Here is a 21524-nt window from a genome sequence, read left to right as displayed (position 1 = left end):
GGTATGTTAAACAAGGCGTTAGAACTTACCTTGAACGATGCGTTCAGACTGGCGCGTGAGCGTCGTCATGAACTAATGACGGTTGAGCATTTGCTCGTGGCTTTGCTCGATAATCCAGACGCAGCCGAAGTTTTGCGCGCGTGCGGACTCAATTTTGAACAACTGAAAGAAGAACTTATCAGTTACATCGACCGCAGCACACCGACCTTTGATGAGCAAGATGATGGCGCCGATACACAACCGACACTCGGATTTCAGCGGGTGTTACAGCGAGCGGTATTTCACGTTCAGTCTTCTGGTAATGCCGAAGTGAGTGGCGCGAACGTGTTGGTGGCGATTTTCAGTGAACAAGAGTCACAAGCCGTCTATTTGCTGAACAAGCATGATATCACTCGTTTAGATATCGTTAATTATATCTCACATGGCATCGCGCGCTCTCAAGACGAGCCAATGGACGAACATATTGCCGATGAAGAGGAAATGGCTGCGGCAAGTGAAGAGCAGCAAACCCACCTTAAACGTTTTTGTACGAACCTTAATGTGCAGGCGCAAGAGGGTAAGATCGATCCACTTATTGGGCGTGATGACGAGCTGGAACGCTGCGCACAAATTTTATGCCGTCGTCGTAAAAATAATCCATTATTGGTCGGCGAGGCCGGTGTAGGTAAAACGGCTATTGCCGAGGGGCTTGCGTATCGTATCGTAAATAAACAGGTACCCGATATTCTTGAGGAAGCGGTTATCTACTCGCTGGATATGGGCGGCTTATTGGCGGGTACAAAGTACCGCGGTGACTTTGAAAAGCGCTTCAAACAGCTTCTCAAAGAGTTAGGTGAGAAAGAGCACGCTATTCTTTTTATCGATGAGATCCATACGATTATCGGTGCCGGCGCGGCCAGTGGCGGTGTGCTAGATGCCTCTAACTTGCTAAAACCATTGCTTTCAAGTGGTCAGCTTAAGTGTATTGGCTCAACCACCTATACCGAGTTCAAAAACATCTTTGAAAAAGATCGCGCGTTAGTGCGTCGATTCCAAAAAGTGGATGTCAGTGAACCGAGCGTGGAAGATACCACTAAAATTTTGATGGGCTTGAAAGAGCGCTACGAAGACCATCACGGTATTCGTTACACCCAGCCCGCGATTAAAGCAGCGGCTGAGCTTGCGGCAAAATACATTAATGAGCGTCATTTGCCCGATAAGGCGATTGATGTGATGGACGAGGCGGGCGCGCAACAACGTTTGTTACCTCCGTCTAAGCGTAAGAAGACCGTCGGTGTGCAAGATATCGAGGCGATTATCGCTAAGATCGCACGTATACCAGAGCAGTCGGTTTCACGCACAGACCAAGACATTCTCAAGCAGCTCGATCGCAACTTGAAGATGGTGGTGTTTGGTCAGGATGAAGCGATCGACAAACTGAGTTCTGCGATTCGTTTATCGCGGTCAGGGCTTGGCAATGAACACACCCCTATCGGGTCGTTTTTGTTCGCAGGTCCCACAGGCGTGGGTAAAACTGAGGTGACTCAGCAACTTGCCAAAGCAATGGGTATTGAACTCATTCGCTTCGATATGTCGGAGTATATGGAGCGTCACGCAGTCAGTCGTTTGATTGGTGCGCCTCCAGGTTATGTCGGTTTTGATCAAGGCGGGTTGTTAACTGACGCAGTGATTAAACAGCCTCATTCGGTATTGCTGCTTGATGAGATCGAGAAAGCCCACCCGGATGTTTACAACATCTTGTTGCAGGTGATGGATAACGGCACGTTGACGGATAACAACGGTCGTAAGGCGGATTTCCGTAATGTCATTATTGTGATGACGACTAACGCGGGTGTGCGTGAGACAGTTCGTAAGTCAATTGGCTTTAAGCAACAGGACCACAGTCACGATGCGATGGCAGAAATCAACCGTACCTTTACGCCGGAGTTCCGTAACCGTCTTGATGGTATCGTGTGGTTTAACCATCTAAGTGAAGAGGTTATCTTGCAGGTGGTCGATAAGTTTATCACCGAGTTGCAAGCACAGTTAGACCGTAAAGGGGTGTCTCTTGAGGTTGAATCCAAAGCAATCGATTGGCTTGCGAAGAAAGGCTACGACAAGCAAATGGGCGCACGTCCGATGGGTCGAATTATTCAGGAACACCTGAAAAAACCATTGGCAAACGAGATCTTGTTTGGTCATTTAACACGCGGTGGTCAGGTCAAAGTATCCTTAGATAACAACGACGAGCTGAAATTTGATTACGACAGCACTAATGAAACTATCGAAAGTTAATCGACTGAGTTAGTTCGAATAATAAAAAAGGGGCGTTTCGCCCCTTTTTTATTTGAACCGTGATTAACGGGCGCGGAAGACGATGCGTCCTTTACTCAAGTCGTAAGGGGTAAGCTGAACGGTTACAGTATCACCCGTTAAAATACGGATGTAGTGCTTACGCATTTTGCCAGAGATGTGTGCAGTCACAACGTGACCGTTCTCTAGTTCAACTCGAAACATAGTATTTGGCAAGGTGTCCAATACGGTTCCTTGCATTTCAATGCTGTCTTCTTTCGCCATTAAAATCCTCTAGAATTTAACTAATGAGCGCACATTGTACGCATAGGGTTCATTTTTGTGTGTTAGATTTTACCGCTTTTTTCCATTGATTGCCAATAAGCCGTTCATTTGGTGTAAAACGGGCCTTGTAGTTCATCTTATCGCAGTTATCAATTTGGTATCCAAGGTAGAGATAATCGAGTCCTTGCGCCTCTGTCCACTCGATTAAACTCAAAATAGAGTAGGTGCCTAGCGAGCGCTTAGCTTCATCCGGCTCAAAAAATGTGTACATGGCAGAGCTAGAACAACTGAGCACATCAACGATACTCACCATCATTAACTCGCCCGCACTATCGCGCCATTCAAAAAACTGCGGTTTCATCCAATCAGCATCACACCAAAGCCAAAATGATTCTGGATCGGGCGGATACATTGCGCCATCGGCGTGACGTTCCTCAATAAAGCGACAAAAGAGTGAGGTATAGTCAGGTTGAGGCTTTTCGACAACTGAAAGTACTAAATCGCGATTTTTATGTAACACTCGCTTTTGGTTTTTGCTGAAACTAAAATCGCTGACCGGTATACGAAGCGATTCGCAGGCTTGGCAGGATTCACAGTGGGGACGATACACATCGTTATGGCTACGACGAAACCCGTGTGCCATTAAGTGCTCATACAAATGAGCATTCATGGGTGTTTCTTCGTCGGCAACGGTAACGATTAAACGCTCTTCCTGATCCTTGAGATAACCACAGGGGCGGGTGCCTGTAATACCGAGTTTAACACTCATAAATAACGACTAATATCTCCTAACGACCAAAAGTCGTCAGTTAGTGGGCGATCGCGTAACGCAAATAATTGCTCTAGAAAATGCTCGCGGGCCATTGGCACCGCGCCGAGTGACGTTAAATGGGGATTTTCCATTTGGCAATCAATTAATTGACCCCCGTGCTCAACAAAGGCGTTCGCAAAACAGTGCAAAGCCACTTTAGATGCGTTAGTCGCACGGTGAAACATACTTTCGCCACAAAACAGACGACCGACACTGACACCATATAAGCCACCGACCAACGAATTATCTAGCCAAACTTCAACCGAATGGGCATGTCCTTTTCTATGCAGTTCAATATACGCCTCACGCATAGGTTCGGTAATCCATGTGCCTTCGTGCTCGGCGCGTATTGTTGCACACTCATCAATTACCTCTTCAAAGGCACGGTTCAGTGTGACTCGCCAAGGTTGGCGTCGCATGGCTTTCTTTAACGAACGCGAGCAATGGATATCGCCAGGTACAAAAACAGCGCGAGGATTGGGGGACCACCATAAAATCGGATCATCGGCCGCAAACCACGGGAAAATACCTGAGCGATAGGCACTCACCAAGCGTGCCTCTGAGAGGTCGCCGCCCACGGCGAGTAAGCCGTTAGGCTCTGCCAGTGCCATCGACACTGGCGGAAAGCTGACTGAGCTAGGACTCAGCTCGACTATCATAGGCGGCGACTCACAATAGGATTATTTAGTTAATGCGTCCAGATAACGTTCAGCATCCAGTGCCGCCATACAACCCGTACCTGCCGAGGTAATGGCTTGGCGATACACGTGGTCCATGACATCACCGGCGGCAAATACGCCCGGAATGCTGGTTGCAGTTGCGTTACCCTCAAGGCCGCTTTGAACGACGATATAGCCGTTGTTCATTTCGAGTTGGCCGTCGAATAAGCCTGTGTTGGGCTGGTGACCGATAGCAATAAAGCAACCAGCAACATCTAGCTCCGACGTACTACCGTCTTTCGTGTCTTTGATGCGAACACCTGTCACGCCTGAGTCATCACCTAAGACTTCGTCTAAGGTTTTATTCAAGTGCAAGGTCACGTTACCGCTCTCGGCTTTTTCCATCAGACGATCCGACAAGATCTTCTCAGAACGGAATGAGTCACGGCGGTGAATGACATGCACTTCACTGGCAATATTAGACAGATAAAGCGCTTCTTCGACCGCAGTATTACCGCCACCGACGACACATACTTTTTGATTCTTATAGAAAAAGCCGTCACAGGTTGCGCAAGCAGAAACGCCTTTGCCCATAAACGCCTCTTCTGAGTCCAAACCCAGATATTTGGCGGATGCGCCGGTTGAGATAATCACTGAGTCAGCCGTATATTCGCCTACATCGCCTTTTAAGCGGAAAGGGCGCTCTGAGAAGTCGACTTTGTTGATGTGGTCAAACACGATTTCTGTATCAAAGCGCTCGGCGTGCTGCTGCATGCGCACCATTAAATCAGGTCCGGTTAACCCTTCAGCATCGCCCGGCCAGTTTTCAACGTCGGTAGTGGTCGTTAGCTGACCACCTTGTTGCATACCGGTGACCAATACCGGGTCAAGGTTTGCGCGCGCAGCATAGACTGCGGCGGTATAGCCCGCAGGCCCAGAACCCAAAATCAAAAGTTTACAATGCTTGGCTTCAGCCATGGTGTTGCTCCTACTACAGAATGTGTTTCAGTTATATGTTTAGCTATGGGGTCGATTGTATGGATTGCAAGGAAAAGGCACAAGAACAACATAAAAAAAGCTCACCATTTTAGGTGAGCTTTTCTGTTCAGTTGCGCTTACTTGTCTAATTATTTAGAGAGCGCTTCACGCGGATCGATGTAGTCGAGGCTTAATTCTTCGCCTAAGTCATCGTGGACCGCTTTATAAGTGATTTTACCACCGTGCATGTTCAAACCACGCAACAGATGTTCGCTTTCTAACATGGCTTGGTTGCCTTTGTTAGCCAACGCGATACCGTAAGGCAAGGTTGCATTGTTAAGCGCGATAGTTGACGTACGTGCAACACCGCCTGGCATGTTTGCAACACAGTAGTGAACAACATCGTCAATCACGTATACCGGGTCTTGGTGCGTTGTTGCGTATGAAGTTTCGAAACAACCACCTTGGTCAATCGCAACGTCGACCAACACTGAACCTGGCTTCATGTTTTTGATGTGCTCGCGCGTCAAGAGTTTAGGTGCCGCTGCGCCAGGAATCAGCACTGCGCCAACAACTAAATCAGCTTCACGTGAATACTTGTCGATAGCATCTACGGTTGAATAGATCGTGGTGACTTGACCATTGAAGATATCATCGATCTCGCGTAGACGCGGCAATGAGCGGTCAAGAATGGTGACGTCAGCGCCTAAGCCCAACGCCATTTTCGCAGCGTTAGTTCCGACAACACCACCACCGATGATGAGTACTTTGCCCGGCGCAACGCCAGGAACGCCACCTAGCAATGTGCCGCTGCCGCCGTGCGCTTTTTCAAGGTAATGCGCGCCTGCTTGAATTGACATGCGACCCGCAACTTCGCTCATAGGTGCTAAAAGCGGAAGACCATTGCGGTTATCAGTGACTGTCTCGTATGCGATAGCAGTACAACCTGATTCAGCCAATAATTTAGTTTGTGTTGGATCAGGTGCCAAGTGCAAGAAGGTGTAAAGGATTTGGCCTTCACGTAACATCTTACATTCGTTTGGCTGAGGTTCCTTAACTTTGACAATCATATCAGCACGCTCGAAGATCTCTTCTGGCGTTTCAACAATTGAAGCACCTGCGGCTTGATAGTCTTCGTTAGTAAAACCAATCGCAGCACCGCCGTTGTTTTCAACGATAACGTCGTGACCATTCGCAACATATTCGCGAACAGCTGCAGGCGTTAAACCGATACGATACTCGTGGTTTTTAATTTCCTTAGGAACACCTATTAACATACTCACCCTCTATAATTGACACGCATTGAGTGCGTTTTATCTGCTGATGTGATTGGTAAATTTCGTGGCGCAATTATAGACTGAAAACAAACTGGATTACGCACTTTTTTTAACCTAGTTTATAGTGATATATTAGGGTTAACTAATCAAATGACGCGATAAAATCATGAGATTTCCAGAAAACACCGATGAAATCACTATTGACAGAATTGACCGTAAGATCTTACGCATACTGCAAGACGATGGACGTATTGCCAACGTGGCGCTTGCGAAGCGAGTGGGGTTGAGCGCAACGGCTTGTTTAGAAAGGGTAAAAAAGCTTGAGCGAGAGGGTGTTATAGAGAGTTACCATGCCCGTATTAACCCAGCCAAGCTCGGCGCTAACTTGATGGTGTTTGTCGAAATTACCTTGTCGCGTACATCGGCGGATGCTTTCGCTGAATTCAGTGAGGCGGCGCGTAAAACCGAAGAGATTTTGGAATGTCATTTAGTGGCAGGGGACTTTGATTTCCTCATTAAGGCGCGGGTACCTGACATGCGCGCTTACCGTAAATTACTCGGTGAAACCTTGCTGATGATGCCGGGTGTCGACGAATCGCGTACCTATGTTGTAATGGAAGAAGTAAAACAAGAGAATAAAGTTCTAGTAAAGGGCTAACATTAATAGCGAGATTCGCTACAATCGGGGGCAGAGAGCCTCCACTATAATAAGATCCCAATGACAGGAAGCATAAGACGAGCAATGACAGGTGTACAACGATTATTAGAAGCTGGCTTACTGATCAGCGGCGCGCTCGCGATTTTTCTATTTCTCGCTTTAGTGAGTTTTAACCCCGCCGATCCGAGTTGGTCACAGACGGGCTTTGAAGGCTCTATTAATAATGCCGGTGGCGCCGTTGGTGCATGGCTCGCCGATGTACTGCTATTTTCGTTTGGGTTTGTAGCTTATTTAGTGCCTTTCGCGTTTGCCGGGCTGGGTTATATGTTATTTCGTAAAACCCATCAACTACTCGAACTCGACTATTTGGCTGTTAGTTTGCGCCTCGTCGGTGCCATGCTCACGCTCATTGGTGCGGCCGCACTCTCTTCTATTAACTTTGATGATATTTATTACTTTTCAGCCGGTGGCGTATTTGGTGACGTAATCGCAGCCTCGGTGATGCCGTACTTGAATTTTGTCGGCTCAACCATCTTATTACTGACATTTTTAGCCACCGGGCTGACATTGGTGACCGGAATTAGCTGGCTGCAGGTCGCCGATAAGCTCGGTGAGTTATGCATTACTGGTGCACTATGGTGTTATGAACGTATTCGCAGCGTATGGCAGTCGGATGGCACTAAAGGTCGCGATCGCGATACTAAAAAGGCAGCAGCTGACAACGAACACGACGATGATACGCTCGATACTTCGGATTGGGATGAATCCACACTAGTTGAGCAAAAGGCGGAGGCCAAGCAAGAACCTGTACTGAACTTACCTTCATTGTCGGCATTAGATGAACACGAAATAGATAAAGAGGACGAGCCGCCGTTCGAACCGGATCCTGTCTTAGACGACAGCGATGCGCCTCGGTTTTCTAAACAGGCGGCGGAAGCACGTAAACGCAGTGAGCCTGAAGCCGCAACGGAAACCAAAGCACAACCTGAATCGCCAGTCGAGCAAGCAGGGCAGGGCGATACCCAAAGTAACGAGACGGAAGCGTTACCACCATTACCTTCGATTGAGTTGCTCGATAGACCGAATAAGCAAGAGAACCCCATTACACAAGAAGAACTTGACCAAGTGTCACGCACGGTTGAAACCGTTCTCAAAGACTTTGGCGTTGATGTTACCGTTGCCAACGTGCAGCCAGGTCCTGTGATCACCCGCTTTGAGCTCGATCTTGCCCCCGGTGTTAAAGTATCGAAGATTTCTAACTTAGCGAAGGATATTGCTCGTACGCTATCAGCCGTCGCCGTGCGCGTGGTTGAAGTCATTCCGGGTAAATCCTATGTTGGTTTGGAGTTACCTAATAAACACCGTGAAGTGGTTCAGCTCAGTGAAGTTATTCATCGCGACGCGTTTCAAAACAGCCAATCGCCGCTGACCATGATTCTTGGTAAAAATATTGCGGGTTCGCCTGTGGTTGTTGACTTGGCGAAGATGCCTCACTTATTGGTGGCAGGTACAACAGGTTCGGGTAAATCAGTCGGTGTGAATGTGATGATCTTAAGCTTGCTCTACAAGAGCACACCGGAAGATGTTCGCCTGATTATGATTGACCCGAAAATGCTCGAATTGTCGGTGTATGAGGGGATTCCACACCTACTGACGGAAGTGGTCACAGATATGAAAGACGCCGCCAATGCCTTGCGTTGGTGTGTGGGCGAAATGGAACGCCGTTATAAACTCATGTCGGCCTTAGGTGTGCGCAATCTTAAAGGCTACAACGCCAAAGTCGTGGCCGCTAAAGAAGCGGGTGAACCGCTCAAAGATCCTATTTGGAAGCCGGGTGATTCGATGGATGAAATGCCGCCTGAGCTCGAAAAACTGCCGAATATCGTCGTAGTCATCGATGAATTTGCCGATATGATGATGATTGTCGGTAAAAAAGTCGAAGAACTGATCGCGCGCATTGCGCAGAAAGCGCGTGCGGCAGGTATTCATTTAATTTTGGCAACGCAGCGGCCATCGGTGGATGTTATTACCGGTTTGATTAAAGCCAATATTCCTACGCGTATTGCGTTCCAAGTATCGTCAAAAGTCGACTCACGCACCATTCTCGATCAGCCGGGCGCGGAGCAGCTATTAGGGCAGGGTGATATGTTGTATTTGCCTCCGGGCAGCGGTTCACCCGTCCGTGTGCACGGCGCCTTTGTTGATGACCACGAAGTACACGCGGTGGTTGCGGATTGGAAGAAACGCGGTAAACCGAATTACCTCGAGGAAATCCTTTCGGGTGATCAAGGCGAAGACGCGTTATTACCGGGTGAGCAACAAGAAATGGACGAGGCTGAATCGGATCCTTTATATGATGAGGCGGTTGCCTTCGTGACCGAGACCCAGCGTGTTTCTGTGTCGAGTGTACAACGTAAATTCAGAATTGGTTATAACCGCGCGGCGCGTATCGTCGAACAAATGGAAATGTCGGGTGTCGTAAGTAGTGCTGGCAATAATGGCCAGCGTGATGTACTCGCACCGAGACCACCGAGGGATTAATATGAAGCAGTATGGAATCGCACTGGCGCTTATCGCGAGTGTGGTAATGAGCCCCTTAAGTTGGGCAACAGAACAAGCCAAACAGCAGTTGCAAGATAAAATGCAGCAACTCGAGAGTGTGCAAGCCAGCTTTGAACAAACGGTTACCGGCAGTAGTGGTGAGGTATTACAAAGCCTCACCGGTGAACTGGCGTTGCAACGACCTGCGATGTTGCGTTGGCGTAGTAATCCCCCCGATGACACCTTGCTTATCGCAGATGGTGAATCGGTTTGGTACTACAATCCGTTTGTTGAGCAAGTCACTGTTTATGCCCAGAGTAATGCAGTTGAAAACAGTCCATTGTTATTGTTGATGGAAGGCTCAAAAGAGCGTTGGCAGCAGTTTGACGTGACTTATGACAGTGCAGAGGGCGCGTTTGAAGTGGTGAACGAGAATACTGGTAGCGAGCTAAACTTGAGCTTCACCGGAGATAAGTTGACTCGTATCGTGCTTAAACAAAAGCAAGGGGATACCACCACTATCGCACTCACTGATGTGGTAATGAACGAACGCTTGCCGACCGACCTATTCCAATTTGCTATCCCTGAAGGTGTCGAGGTCGATGACCAACGGTGAACTGGCGTTTGAAGAAGAACATGACTTTAGGCCACTGGCTGCGCGAATGCGTGCGCAGTCGCTGGACGAGTATGTAGGTCAAACACATCTACTTGCCGAAGGTAAACCCCTGTGGCAAGCGGTCGCGCAAGGACGTTTGCACTCAATGATTTTGTGGGGACCGCCCGGAACAGGCAAAACCACTCTGGCAGAACTCATGGCGACCTCCGCCGATGCGACCGTATCACGTTTAAGTGCTATTACCTCAGGTGTGAAAGAGATTCGCCAAGCCATTGATGAAGCAAAACAGCGCGCTCAGCAACAAGGTCGCCGCACCTTACTGTTTGTCGATGAGGTACATCGGTTTAATAAAAGCCAACAAGATGCTTTCCTACCTTTTATCGAAGATGGCACGGTAATCTTTGTTGGTGCAACGACTGAAAATCCCGGTTTTGAGCTCAACAATGCACTATTGTCACGCGCCCGCGTGTATCGTCTTGAATCTATCAAGGCTGAAGATTTGCGAGCGCTTTTACAGCGCACCTTGCAAGATCCTGAGCGCGGTCTAGGCGCGCGTCACATCAGGCTCACCCCAGAAGCGGAAGACAGGCTGCTGGACTTAGCGAGCGGTGATGCACGCCGCATGCTCAACTACCTTGAAGTTGCAGCGGATTATTTATCCGAAGGCGAGGCTGAGCTTAACACCGAATTACTCTTGCACGCAGTCGGCGAGCAGCAAGCGGCCTTTGATAATAAAGGTGATCATTTCTACGACATCTTATCGGCATTTCATAAGTCAGTGCGTGGGTCATCACCCGACGGCGCACTGTATTGGTATGCACGTATTCTTGTCGGGGGCGGTGACCCTTTGATTGTCGCAAGAAGACTACTCGCCATTGCATCGGAAGATATCGGTAATGCCGACCCGCGTGCATTACAGATTGCCTTAAATGCATGGGATACGTTTCACCGTGTCGGTCCCGCAGAGGGTGAACGGGCGATTGCACAAGCGGTAGTGTATTGTGCCAGTGCTGCGAAAAGTAACGCCGTTTACAATGCGTTTAAAGCTGCCGTCGCGGCCGCAAAAGCTCACCCAACGGCTGAGGTGCCGAGCCATTTGCGTAATGCACCGACCAAGATTCATAAAGAGCAAGGCTACGGTGAAGATTACCGTTATGCTCATAATTATCCTAATGCCTATGTGGCAGGAGAGCGCTACTTACCGGATGCGCTCGCAGACGCATACTTCTATCAGCCTGAACCGCGTGGTTTAGAAATAAAAATTAAAGACAAACTGCTCTGGCTTCGTCAACAAGACGAACGTAGCGAATGGCAACGAGGAAAGTCTGATGACAAGCCTTAGTCAATGGTTAATGGTCGCCGCGGGTGGCGCGATTGGCGCAAGTGCACGGCACGGCGTGGCTTTATTGATGTTAAGCACGGGTTGGCGGTTCCCTTTTGCGACGTTGATCGTTAACATAATAGGTTCTTTTTTATTAGGCGCTGTATACGCACATGTGCAACATCAAGGACTCTCAGAGTCCGTGCGGTTATTTGTCGGCGTTGGCTTGCTCGGAGCCTTCACAACGTTCTCCACGTTCTCGGTTGAAGTGGTGCAGTTGGCGACTCAAGGTGAGTGGGGGCGAGCCTCAGTAAATATCGTACTCAACGTGGGACTCTGCGTGCTAGGTGTCGCAGCAGCCATGGCGTTGTATAATTTCTTTATCATTAAACCGAATTAAGTGAAGTAGGATATCCATGCTAGATGCAAAATATTTCCGCGAGGAACTGCAACAAACCGCTGAGCGTTTAAAAACACGCGGCTTTGAGCTGAACATCGATGAGATTCAAGCACTCGAAGAACAGCGCAAATCGATCCAAGTAAAAACTGAGCAGTTGCAGGCTGAGCGTAACAGTCGCTCGAAAGCGATTGGTAAGGCAAAGCAGGCGGGTGAGGATATCCAGCCGTTATTAGACGCGGTGAGTGATTTAGGTTCACAGCTTGATGCAGCAAAAGAAGAGCTGCGTGAAGTACAAGACAAACTCGGCGCGTTGATTATGGGTGTGCCCAACTTGCCAGCTGAAGGCGTGCCTGAGGGTAAAGATGAATCGGAAAATCAAGAAATCAGCGTGTGGGGTGAGCCTCCGCAACTGGATTTTGAACCCAAAGATCATGTTGAATTGGCTGAAGCCTTGGCAAAAGGTATGGATTTTGAAGCCGCAGCTAAATTAACCGGCGCGCGCTTTGTCGTGATGCGTGGCAAGATTGCGCGTCTGCATCGTGCATTGACCCAGTTCATGTTGGATACGCATACAGAAGCCCATGGTTACGCTGAAACCTATGTACCTTATTTAGTAAATCATGACAGCCTTTATGGCACGGGGCAGTTACCTAAATTTGGTAAAGACCTGTTCCATATTCAGGGTGAGACAGAAGAGCAGATCCCACTGTCACTGATTCCAACCGCTGAAGTGCCACTCACTAATTTAGCGCGTGATGAGATTTTCGATGAAGCTGAATTGCCAGTAAAATTAACCGCGCATACACCATGCTTCCGCAGTGAAGCCGGTTCACACGGTCGTGATACGCGCGGTCTGATTCGTCAGCATCAGTTTGATAAAGTAGAGTTGGTTTGGCTCGCGCACCCAGAGCAGTCAATGGATGCGCTTGAGCAGCTCACCCAGCACGCTGAAACCATCTTACAAAAGCTTGGCTTAGCGTATCGTAAAGTGTTGTTGTGTACTGGTGACATGGGCTTTGGTGCAACTAAAACCTACGATCTTGAAGTTTGGTTACCGGCGCAAAATACCTATCGTGAGATTAGCTCATGCTCAAACATGGGTGATTTCCAAGCGCGTCGTATGCAAGCACGTTTCCGTCGTAAAGGCGCGAAGAAACCCGAGTTATTGCACACGTTAAATGGCTCAGGCCTGGCAGTAGGACGTACCTTGGTGGCATTACTCGAGAATTATCAACAAGCCGATGGTTCAATTGTGATTCCAGAAGTATTGCGCCCGTACATGGGTGGTATCGAGCGCATTGAGGCGTGATCGGTTAAATACACTTCGCGGGTTTGGGTAAGCCCGCAATGCGTGTTGCCTGTTTAGCAGGCCCTTTAGGAAACAGTCGGTAGAGATATCGGCTGTTTGCTTTTTCTTCGCCGAGTTTCTTCTTCATCGCTTTTACCAGCACACGCATGGCCGGGCTGGTGTCATATTCGCGATAAAAATCCTGCACAAAATGCACCACTTCCCAATGAGCAGGCGTCATCTCGATATTCTCAAGCTCAGCAAAATGCAGAGCGAGCGGCTCGCTCCAATCGTCAAGGTGAGCTAAATAGTTGTGTTTGTCGGTTTCGTACTGCTTACCGTTAAATTCAATCATACTACCAAATCCAATGTTGCGTATGCGTTATAAGCTCCACCCATTGAGCATCGCTAATCACCTCGACCCAATCGACCGGTGCTATAGCCATCTCATGCGCTGGGATGACTATTTTACACAATTGCAAAGCCTGGGGACACGTCGCGGGTAAGTCCTTTGCAGAATCAGCGGTCAGGAGGATCGCGGTATGCTCAGTGAGCAATGCGTGCTGTTGCTCAAGCCAACTAATGAGGGGGCGCGTTTGAAGCCAATGAGTGGAATTTAGTTGCATGTGATCACCTCCGCAAAATTAAGCAGTAAGGCGTTTAAATCGCGTTTGGCTGTCCACTCGAATTCAATATCATCGTTATCCAGTTGGGGCTCAAAATCGCTAGCTATCAAGATAGGCTCGGCATCGAGTAGTTCTAACATACCGTAGCGTTTATGAAGCTCAGACTGTAACGACATCCACGCATTATCCAGCATGATGAGTTGTACTGACTGATCTAAGCTGGCGAGCGATAAGACTAAATCGAGCGCTGAACGGGCGCATTCAAGTTCAGGGCTTAATTGAACAATGGCATAGTTCTTACTCATGATAAGGTCACCACTTTATCCGCCGTATTCATCCAATTTACCAACTGAGTGAGTCCCGCAGGTTCAAAGGCGGGGTTAAATTGCTCAATACCCTGACGTTCTGCAGCCGTATGACAGACCACCAAGTCGAAGTGATGCTGTCCTGCCAGCCCACACCAGCTTTGGCTGTACGGGTTGTTGGCCGCAGCGGCGCTGGCAAGGCTCACCGCATCGGCGTAGAAGAAAACGCCCGTCAGCGTATAGCCATCGTTAATTGCTTGTTCTGCAAAGCGCAGCGCCGCGCGATGTCGTGCATCGGCGTGCATACCTGCTTTGATAATGAGTGTCAGGTTCATGATGCTCAATGAGTCTATTGGTAAAAAAAAGCCCCGCAAAAGGCGGGGCTCAATTAAACACGCTATTGTGTGTGTTTAATCGTCGCCGTTAAATGCCATCAATAATGTTAGCAAGTTAACGAACAAGTTATAAAGCGAAACATACAAAGTTACCGTGGCTAAGATGTAGTTACGCTCGCCGCCGTGAATAATTTCACTGGTTTGATACATAATCAACATCGCCATCAATGGGATCATGATAGCCGACAGTGCTAATTGCAACGCAGGCATCTGGAAGAAGAAGTTAGCGAGCATCGCTACAACCACCATGATGATACCCGCAGTAATTAAACCGCCGAGCTTAGACATGTCTTTCTTAGTACTCAGTACATAACCTGATGTCGCAAAGAACGTCAATGCGGTGCCACCTAAAGCGGTTGCAACCATCTCGCCACCACCTGGCATTTGCAACGCCATATTAAGTAGTGGACCTAAGGTATAACCCAAGAACCCGGTAAGGGCGAAGGTCAAAACGATGCCCATGGCGCTGTCTTTGGTTTTATGAATACCAAACAGCAAACCAACATAAAGAATCAAGGTGATGAAAAAGCCTGGATAAGGCAAATTCATCATGGTGCTAATTGTTGCCGTCACAGCACTAAAAGCAAGTGTCATGGCAAGCAGTGCATAGGTGTTACGTAACACCTTATTCACTGAGCCGGCAACCTGCTGCTGACCGACATACATCTGACTACGATCGTTCATAGTTTTCTCCGTTGATTAACGCTAGTTTTTAAGACTCAAAATTTTTTAAAAAGTTTCTTTATAAATGATGCTTGTATACCCTTAGTATATGGGTACTGATACTACCTTTAAAGTAGTTTCTTAGGTAGGAAATTCGGTTTATTACCGCGAGTTAGCTCGAAAAGTGATCGCTTTGATTAAATCATCGCCAAACGAACCATATTTGACGACTTTATTTAAATTTTTACTTTACAAGCGCCGCGAAGGTCTTTAATATTCGCCTCGTCTTCAGGGGAAAGCCCCAAGGACAACGGAGAGGTGGCAGAGCTCGGTTGAATGCACCTGACTTGAAATCAGGCGTGGGTTCACACCCACCGGGGGTTCGAATCCCTCCCTCTCCGCCAAATTTCGAAAAGCCCGCTCATCGAGCGGGCTTTTTTCGTTTTAGCCTACTATTGTACTTCACATGCGTTGCTGAATATACTGAGGCAATAATAAGAGATGGAGTGCGCCTCATGGAAGCGAGCCAACCACCCGCGACCCACATTTTATGCAAAAACTGTGATACCCCCCTTCAAGGTGAGTATTGTCATCGTTGTGGTCAGCAGGATAAACGCTACTTACGCAGTATATTTGCCGTTGTCGGCGACTTAATGGGCGAATTGGGTCATTGGGACTCTCGGTTTTACCGAACGCTCAGCGGCTTATTTATGCGTCCAGGCTTCTTGTCACTTGAATTTGTCCGAGGACGGCATGCCTCATACGTGCCCCCGTTACGTATGTATTTCTTCATGTCGTTGATTTCGTTCATGGTAATGCGTGCGTTGGTCGACTTTACGCCACAAGTCAATCAAGACCTATCGCCTGAGCAACAAGCCGAAATTCAACAGCAGATTGATAAAGCCGACGCAGTTTTGGCGACACAGAAGGAACCCACTGCGGATATAACACCACCGGATGAAGAGCCGGCAACGCTCAATCTCGATTTAAAGGAGTTTCCGTTATTAGATGCCGAGGATGAAAAGTTGCTTGAGCAAAAGCTTAAGTTAATGCAACAGAATCCTGACGCATTTATTGAGCGGCTAGTGGGGAACGCGCCTCAAGCGATGTTGCTCATGCTCCCGTTCTGGGCACTATTGCTTAAACTGTGCTACCCCTTCAGTAAGCATTATTACATTGAGCACTTGGCTGTTGCGTTGCACACCCATGCCTTTTTGTTGTTGTCGTTTATGATGCTGACAATTACGGATTCCAGTGCGGCTTGGTTGAGTACACAATTCGACTATCCATGGATTGATGAGCTTGCCAGTTACGCCGAGAACATACTGCTGATGTGGATGGTGGCGTACCTGCTGTTTACCCAGAAACTGTTTTATCAGCAGTCATGGCCCATGACGCTCTTTAAGTTTTTCATTTGCTCTTTTATTTATGTCTTTTTAATAGCAGCCGCTTTCTTAGCACTGGTCGTGCTGGGCTTGCTGAGTAGTTAACCTAACGAGGTTTGTATGTTTTTTGAAACGTTAGCGCAGATTGTAAAAGATAAACATCAACAAAGTATTGAGTTACCTGAAGGGTGGGCGCAAGGGCGTGCATTTTTTGGTGGGTTTAGCGCCGGTATTGCCGCTGATTTTATTCTTAAGCAGTTTGATGCGGCTTATCACATGCGCGCATTTAACGTGTCTTTTGTAGCGCCAACGGCGCCCGGGAGTGCGGATTTATCGCTGACTATATTACGTCAGGGATCCTCGGTTGTGCAGGTCAGTGCGCAAATTATTCAAAATGGCGAAGTGACCTTATTTGCACTGGCAAGCTTAGGTAAAGCACGCCAGTCGCAGGTGTTTGAAGACCAAGAGCCTGCGCCTGAGTTTGCTGCCCCCGAACAAGGTATGGGGATTCCCGATTCGCCCGTAACGCCTGAATTTGCTAAACATTTCGACTATCGTATTTTACGCGGCGGTATGCCGTTTAGCGGTCAAGTCGAGCGTGAATTCGGCGGTTGGGTAAGGTTTAGAAACGAACAGCACGAAATGACTATTGCGGCTGTTCTAGGTTTAGTGGATGCGTGGCCACCGGCCGTACTGCCGCGTTTGAAAAAGCCCGCACCGGCTTCATCGCTCACTTGGACCATTGAGTTTCCTGATAAGCGGTTGTCAGAAAAGCAAACCACCGCATGGTGGCGTTACTTGGCGACGATTGAATATGCCGCCGATGGCTACGGGCATAGCCGTGCCGGATTATGGGATGAGCAGGGCGAATTGTTTGCGATTAGCCGCCAAACCTTTACGGTGTTTGCATGAGTGAAAAAGCAAGCGACGTCAAGCAACACCTGTTATCAACCCAGCCAGGTTTTGAACTGGTCCTGCTTGAGCAGGACCATGTTGAACCGTTAACCCCTTCAGACATGGCACCGATCGAGGCATTGCCTCGTATTGTGATGCGGCAAATGTTGAGCTTACAGGCATCTAAAACCATTATTTCACGCGTCGAAGCACGCGCGGCTGAGCAGGGCGTGCGAATTGCACAATTAAGTTACGATGACTTATTAGAATGTGGGTTAAGTCGTAATAAGGCGGTCGCGGTGGGGGCTATTGAAGCTTATTGGCAACAATCGCGCGAAAAAATGCAGCAGTGGCCGCTATTGGATTGTGATGATCTCTTACGGGAAGTTCAGCAGATAAAAGGCGTGGGTCCTTGGTCGGCATCGATCTTGGCGATGTTTCATTTTGCTCATGAGGATCTTTTTCCTATTCAGGATAGTTCACTACGAAAAGCTATTGCGTTGTTGAAAGAACGCGACGTCATCATTATTCCCGATCGAGCGACACCTTATAGATCCTATCTAGCCTGCTATTTGTGGCAATTACTCGATCAGAAACGGATTTAACTTCAAATCGAGACTTCACAGAAAATCGACTGAGTTTAGTTAACAAAATGTTCGATTTTCAACTTGATAAATCGCCATTTTTGCTCAAATTTATTCTCGCTTTAATCAGCAAAACCTATGTTCAATCAATTGTTGAGAGGAATTATGCAAAAATGGCGAAAATTATTTTAGCAATCAACAACCCTATTGTTAGCGCAGGGATGCGCACCGTAGTCGAACAAAACTTTTCTGATGAAGTCGAAACGGTCGAATCCATGCCGCAGTTGCGCTTAGCGGTAAATGAACACCCCAATTCAATCGTGGTGTTGGGCTGCTCCTTAGCAGGTGATGCGACAGTAGAAAATTGGCGTCGACTAAAACGCCGCCACGAAGACATCAAGCTCATTGTGTGGGGGAAATGCTATCAAGACGTGTTAGATTTTCAATGCGGCGTGCAAGAAGTCGACGGCTACTTGCTCGAGTCGGGCAGTAGCCAAGAATTGGTTACCGCGATATCGTCTTTGCGTCAGGGCTCCGTATTTGTGGCGGCACCGATTGCCGAATACTTAGCCAAAAACCCGTATGGCGATAAACGACGTAATATTGTTGAGCAACTGAGTGACCGAGAACTTCAAGTCATGCAAATGATCGGTCGTGGCGTGCGCGTAAGTGAAATCGCGGAGCATTTGTGCATCAGCAGTAAAACGATCAATACATTTAGGTATCGAATTTTTGCAAAGCTTAATATTAATAGTGATGTACAATTGTCCCATCTAGCATTACGAGCGGGACTCGTTGAACTATTAGAATTTGAAGGTGTATGAGCAACCAATTTGATGCAGAAAACTTTCTGAGACACCTGACTCATCAGCCCGGCGTTTATCGCATGTATGATGAGTCAGGCGATGTCATCTATGTCGGCAAAGCCAAAGACTTAAGAAAACGCGTATCGAGCTACTTCCGTGAGAAAGTCGATCGCGTGAAGACACAAGTCTTAGTTAAGCAAATTGCCGACATGGATGTCACGGTCACCAATACCGAAGCCGAAGCGCTTATTCTCGAGAATACCTATATCAAAAAATATCGCCCGCGTTATAACGTCTTACTACGCGACGATAAGTCCTATCCCTACATTATTATGACCGATCATACGCATCCGCGATTAGGTTTTCATCGCGGTGCGCGGCGCCAAAAGGGTGAGTATTTTGGTCCGTTTCCTAACGGAGCCGCGGTGCGCGAGAGTCTGCGACTGATGCAAAAGTTATTTCCTATTCGTCAGTGCGAGGATGCCTATTACCGAGCCCGCAGCCGTCCGTGTTTACAGTATCAGCTGAAAAGGTGCTTAGCGCCTTGCGTGAACGTCTGCACAGATGAGGAATACGATGAGCAAGTGCAACTGGCACGGCAGTTTCTCAACGGCAAGAACCAACAGGTCATTGATCAGCTTGTAACGCGCATGGAAAACGCCAGTGAGTCGCTCGACTTTGAGCGCGCGGCACGCTACCGCGATCAAATTGCCATGCTAAGACGTACCCAAGAACGTAACTCAGTGACGGGGGCGCAAGAGGAGCTCGACGTCATCGGTTTTGCGCGCGGTAACGGTGTAACCACCGTACAAATGCTGTTTATCCGTGATAATCACTTACAAGGTAGCCGCAGTTATTTTCCTAAAGTACCGGCGGATACATCGGATGAAGAAGTCCTTCAAGCCTTCTTATTGCAGTTCTACCTAAACCAAAGTTCTGGGCGCAAAACTCCCGCCGAAATTGTGCTACCCGATGAGATCAAACACGATCCTGTGCTAGGTGAGGTACTCGGCGAAGCCGTCGGTCGCAAAGTCCGTTTACTTCATAACGTGCGCGGAGAGCGCAAGCAATACCAGCAGCTCGCTAAGAAAAACGCCGTTAATGCGTTGGAAGGTAAACTGAATCAACAAAGCACCATGAATCGTCGAACATCAGCGCTTCAGCAAGTGCTTGAACTCGGGATCCCGATTCAGCGCATGGAATGTTTTGACATCAGTCATACTATGGGTCAGCAAACGGTCGCATCCTGCGTGGTGTTTGACCAAAACGGACCCAAGAAATCGGATTACAGACGCTATAATATTACCGGAATCACGCCTGGCGATGATTACGCCGCGATGGCGAAGGCACTGGCTAAGCGTTATGACAACGCCAAGGAAAACGGCAACATTCCTGATATTTTGTTTATCGACGGTGGTAAAGGACAACTGGCGCAAGCCGAGAACTACTTTGCCGATTGGGGTAAAGACGCGCCTATGCTGATAGGTGTCGCAAAAGGGGAGTCCCGTAAGCCCGGATTAGAGACATTGATCATGGCAGGAAGCCACGAAACGATTCCTTTGAATAAGGATGCCAGCGCATTGCATTTAATCCAGCATATACGCGATGAATCGCACCGATTCGCCATAACAGGGCACCGCCAGAAGCGTAATAAAGTCAAGCGAACGTCGAGTTTAGAAGAGATCGAGGGCATTGGCGCTAAGCGTCGGCAAAAGATTTTAAAAAATCTTGGTGGATTACAAGAGGTAAAAAACGCTAGTATTGACCAACTAGCCAATGTCCCGGGTATTAGTCGTGCACTGGCTGAAAAAATATATTACTCATTTCGATAGCGACAGCAGGGCGACCGTGCCACTGAGCTAAAAAAAGGATTGCGGATAATGAAGTGGAATATCCCAAATATTTTGACGAGTTTTAGGATTTTATTAATCCCGGTATTTTTGATTGTGTTTTATTTACCGTTTGAAGATGCTCGTTTTTGGTCGGCGTTTATTTTTTGGCTCGCCGCAATTACCGATGCGCTCGATGGCTGGATTGCTCGTCAATTTAATCAGTTTACTGAGTTTGGTGCATTTCTCGATCCCGTTGCCGATAAAGCAATGGTTATCGCAGCATTAGTCGTACTGGTTGAAGATTACAACGCGTGGTATATCACTGTACCGGCATTAACCATGATCTGTCGCGAGCTCATTGTGAGTGCACTACGTGAATGGATGGCGCAACGAGGCAATCGGGATAAAGTAGCGGTATCTAATTTAGGCAAATTAAAAACCATTGCACAAATGGTCGCGTTAATCGGTCTTTTGTGGGACGCAAATATCTGGACATTCTGGATTTCAATCGTTTTGTTCTTTACTGCATTTGTTCTTACATTATGGTCGATGTGGGAATATTTACGCGCTGCAGGGTCACAATTGACTAGAAATTGATAGGTTTGCGCTAAAAATAGCCAAACAGTCACAAAAATCACAAAAAGTCGTTGACGTATTTCATTTAAACAGTAGAATGCGACGGCAGATGGCGATGCGGGAATAGCTCAGTTGGTAGAGCACAACCTTGCCAAGGTTGGGGTCGCGAGTTCGAGTCTCGTTTCCCGCTCCAAACCATCGGCGGGTTGGCAGAATGGCTATGCAGCGGATTGCAAATCCGTGGATCTCGGTTCGACTCCGGGACCCGCCTCCATGACTTGGTTTACTTTTAGTGCCCGGGTGGTGGAATTGGTAGACACAAGGGATTTAAAATTCTTTGTGTGTAAGTCAAA

The 21524-nt window shown here is 48.0% G+C and carries 23 protein-coding genes and 3 tRNA genes; 16 read left to right on the top strand and 10 right to left on the bottom strand.

The features are described 5' to 3' along the window. The first annotated feature begins 3 nt into the window (after positions 1-3). A complete protein-coding gene (gene clpA, locus AC3AP5_RS06130; RefSeq protein ID WP_290613919.1) occupies positions 4-2274 on the top strand; it encodes an ATP-dependent Clp protease ATP-binding subunit ClpA in 2271 nt (756 codons plus the stop codon). A gap of 63 nt (positions 2275-2337) precedes the next feature. Here clpA and infA read toward each other — a convergent pair whose 3' ends face one another. The 5 genes from infA to ald all read right to left on the bottom strand — a co-directional run bounded on the left by infA (position 2338) and on the right by ald (position 6281). Continuing rightward, the gene (gene infA / locus AC3AP5_RS06125; protein ID WP_071463778.1) at positions 2338-2556 is read right to left on the bottom strand and encodes a translation initiation factor IF-1; all 219 of its coding nucleotides are present in this window, start codon (positions 2554-2556) and stop codon (positions 2338-2340) included. Positions 2557-2605: 49 nt separating this feature from the next. Then, positions 2606-3325, bottom strand: coding sequence for an arginyltransferase (locus AC3AP5_RS06120; protein ID WP_487327250.1), 720 nt, complete (start codon positions 3323-3325; stop codon positions 2606-2608). Further along, positions 3322-4026, bottom strand: coding sequence for a leucyl/phenylalanyl-tRNA--protein transferase (gene aat / locus AC3AP5_RS06115; RefSeq protein WP_290613923.1), 705 nt, complete (start codon positions 4024-4026; stop codon positions 3322-3324). The genes AC3AP5_RS06120 and aat overlap by 4 nt, the downstream gene beginning before the upstream one ends. 21 nt (positions 4027-4047) lie before the next feature. Further along, on the bottom strand, positions 4048-5004 hold the full coding sequence (trxB, locus tag AC3AP5_RS06110; RefSeq protein ID WP_290613925.1) for a thioredoxin-disulfide reductase: 957 nt from the start codon (positions 5002-5004) through the stop codon (positions 4048-4050). Positions 5005-5153: 149 nt separating this feature from the next. After that, the gene (gene ald / locus AC3AP5_RS06105; RefSeq protein WP_487327249.1) at positions 5154-6281 is read right to left on the bottom strand and encodes an alanine dehydrogenase; all 1128 of its coding nucleotides are present in this window, start codon (positions 6279-6281) and stop codon (positions 5154-5156) included. A 166-nt stretch (positions 6282-6447) separates the two neighbouring features. Here ald and lrp point away from each other — a divergent pair, with 166 nt between their 5' ends. The 6 genes from lrp to serS all read left to right on the top strand — a co-directional run bounded on the left by lrp (position 6448) and on the right by serS (position 13126). Continuing rightward, positions 6448-6939 (top strand): leucine-responsive transcriptional regulator Lrp, encoded by a 492-nt coding sequence (lrp, locus tag AC3AP5_RS06100; RefSeq protein WP_071463781.1) that lies wholly within the window; start codon positions 6448-6450, stop codon positions 6937-6939. A gap of 84 nt (positions 6940-7023) precedes the next feature. Beyond that, positions 7024-9480, top strand: coding sequence for a DNA translocase FtsK (locus AC3AP5_RS06095; RefSeq protein WP_487327248.1), 2457 nt, complete (start codon positions 7024-7026; stop codon positions 9478-9480). Between the two features lies 1 nt (position 9481). Further along, positions 9482-10096, top strand: coding sequence for an outer membrane lipoprotein periplasmic chaperone LolA (gene lolA / locus AC3AP5_RS06090; RefSeq protein WP_487327247.1), 615 nt, complete (start codon positions 9482-9484; stop codon positions 10094-10096). Continuing rightward, a complete protein-coding gene (locus tag AC3AP5_RS06085; protein WP_487327246.1) occupies positions 10083-11438 on the top strand; it encodes a replication-associated recombination protein A in 1356 nt (451 codons plus the stop codon). Before lolA ends, AC3AP5_RS06085 begins: the two co-directional genes overlap by 14 nt. Continuing rightward, positions 11425-11817 carry a fluoride efflux transporter CrcB gene (gene crcB, locus AC3AP5_RS06080; RefSeq protein WP_006955946.1) on the top strand — a complete coding sequence of 131 codons (393 nt, stop codon included), beginning with the start codon at positions 11425-11427 and terminating at the stop codon, positions 11815-11817. The genes AC3AP5_RS06085 and crcB overlap by 14 nt, the downstream gene beginning before the upstream one ends. A 16-nt stretch (positions 11818-11833) precedes the next feature. Continuing rightward, positions 11834-13126: a serine--tRNA ligase gene (gene serS, locus AC3AP5_RS06075; RefSeq protein ID WP_006955945.1), complete on the top strand. Its 1293-nt coding sequence runs from the start codon at positions 11834-11836 to the stop codon at positions 13124-13126. A gap of 4 nt (positions 13127-13130) precedes the next feature. Here serS and AC3AP5_RS06070 read toward each other — a convergent pair whose 3' ends face one another. The 5 genes from AC3AP5_RS06070 to AC3AP5_RS06050 form a co-directional block, all read right to left on the bottom strand. Beyond that, the gene (locus tag AC3AP5_RS06070; protein WP_006955944.1) at positions 13131-13460 is read right to left on the bottom strand and encodes a TusE/DsrC/DsvC family sulfur relay protein; all 330 of its coding nucleotides are present in this window, start codon (positions 13458-13460) and stop codon (positions 13131-13133) included. A 1-nt stretch (position 13461) separates the two neighbouring features. Beyond that, positions 13462-13731, bottom strand: coding sequence for a hypothetical protein (locus tag AC3AP5_RS06065; RefSeq protein ID WP_487327245.1), 270 nt, complete (start codon positions 13729-13731; stop codon positions 13462-13464). Beyond that, positions 13722-14036, bottom strand: a complete 315-nt coding sequence (locus AC3AP5_RS06060) for a hypothetical protein (RefSeq protein ID WP_286681857.1) — start codon at positions 14034-14036, stop codon at positions 13722-13724. The genes AC3AP5_RS06065 and AC3AP5_RS06060 overlap by 10 nt, the downstream gene beginning before the upstream one ends. Then, entirely contained in the window at positions 14033-14371 is a 339-nt protein-coding gene (locus AC3AP5_RS06055) for a DsrE/DsrF/TusD sulfur relay family protein (protein ID WP_487327244.1), read from the bottom strand. Before AC3AP5_RS06055 ends, AC3AP5_RS06060 begins: the two co-directional genes overlap by 4 nt. Before the next feature lie 75 nt (positions 14372-14446). Next, the gene (locus AC3AP5_RS06050) at positions 14447-15115 is read right to left on the bottom strand and encodes a Bax inhibitor-1/YccA family protein (RefSeq protein WP_006955940.1); all 669 of its coding nucleotides are present in this window, start codon (positions 15113-15115) and stop codon (positions 14447-14449) included. A 291-nt stretch (positions 15116-15406) separates the two neighbouring features. On the opposite strand from AC3AP5_RS06050, the gene AC3AP5_RS06045 reads away from it, so the two are divergent. The 9 genes from AC3AP5_RS06045 to AC3AP5_RS06005 all read left to right on the top strand — a co-directional run bounded on the left by AC3AP5_RS06045 (position 15407) and on the right by AC3AP5_RS06005 (position 21445). Further along, positions 15407-15498, top strand: a tRNA-Ser gene (locus tag AC3AP5_RS06045). Positions 15499-15609: 111 nt separating this feature from the next. After that, positions 15610-16584 carry a DUF3667 domain-containing protein gene (locus AC3AP5_RS06040; RefSeq protein ID WP_006955939.1) on the top strand — a complete coding sequence of 325 codons (975 nt, stop codon included), beginning with the start codon at positions 15610-15612 and terminating at the stop codon, positions 16582-16584. A 15-nt stretch (positions 16585-16599) separates the two neighbouring features. Beyond that, on the top strand, positions 16600-17391 hold the full coding sequence (locus AC3AP5_RS06035) for an acyl-CoA thioesterase (protein WP_487327243.1): 792 nt from the start codon (positions 16600-16602) through the stop codon (positions 17389-17391). After that, positions 17388-17978: a DNA glycosylase family protein gene (locus AC3AP5_RS06030; RefSeq protein WP_286681860.1), complete on the top strand. Its 591-nt coding sequence runs from the start codon at positions 17388-17390 to the stop codon at positions 17976-17978. The genes AC3AP5_RS06035 and AC3AP5_RS06030 overlap by 4 nt, the downstream gene beginning before the upstream one ends. A gap of 152 nt (positions 17979-18130) precedes the next feature. Continuing rightward, positions 18131-18781 (top strand): LuxR C-terminal-related transcriptional regulator, encoded by a 651-nt coding sequence (locus tag AC3AP5_RS06025; protein ID WP_006955936.1) that lies wholly within the window; start codon positions 18131-18133, stop codon positions 18779-18781. Then, on the top strand, positions 18778-20595 hold the full coding sequence (uvrC, locus tag AC3AP5_RS06020) for an excinuclease ABC subunit UvrC (protein ID WP_286681861.1): 1818 nt from the start codon (positions 18778-18780) through the stop codon (positions 20593-20595). The genes AC3AP5_RS06025 and uvrC overlap by 4 nt, the downstream gene beginning before the upstream one ends. A gap of 48 nt (positions 20596-20643) precedes the next feature. Next, positions 20644-21192 carry a CDP-diacylglycerol--glycerol-3-phosphate 3-phosphatidyltransferase gene (pgsA, locus tag AC3AP5_RS06015; protein WP_006955934.1) on the top strand — a complete coding sequence of 183 codons (549 nt, stop codon included), beginning with the start codon at positions 20644-20646 and terminating at the stop codon, positions 21190-21192. 96 nt (positions 21193-21288) lie between these two features. Continuing rightward, a tRNA-Gly gene (locus AC3AP5_RS06010) sits at positions 21289-21364 on the top strand. Positions 21365-21371: 7 nt separating this feature from the next. Then, positions 21372-21445 (top strand) — tRNA-Cys (locus AC3AP5_RS06005). The last annotated feature ends 79 nt before the right edge of the window (positions 21446-21524 follow it).

It is taken from the genome of Idiomarina sp. D18, from assembly GCF_057748155.1.
The sequence above is the reverse complement of the archived record's forward strand: the minus strand, read 5'-3'. Positions and strand labels throughout refer to the sequence as shown.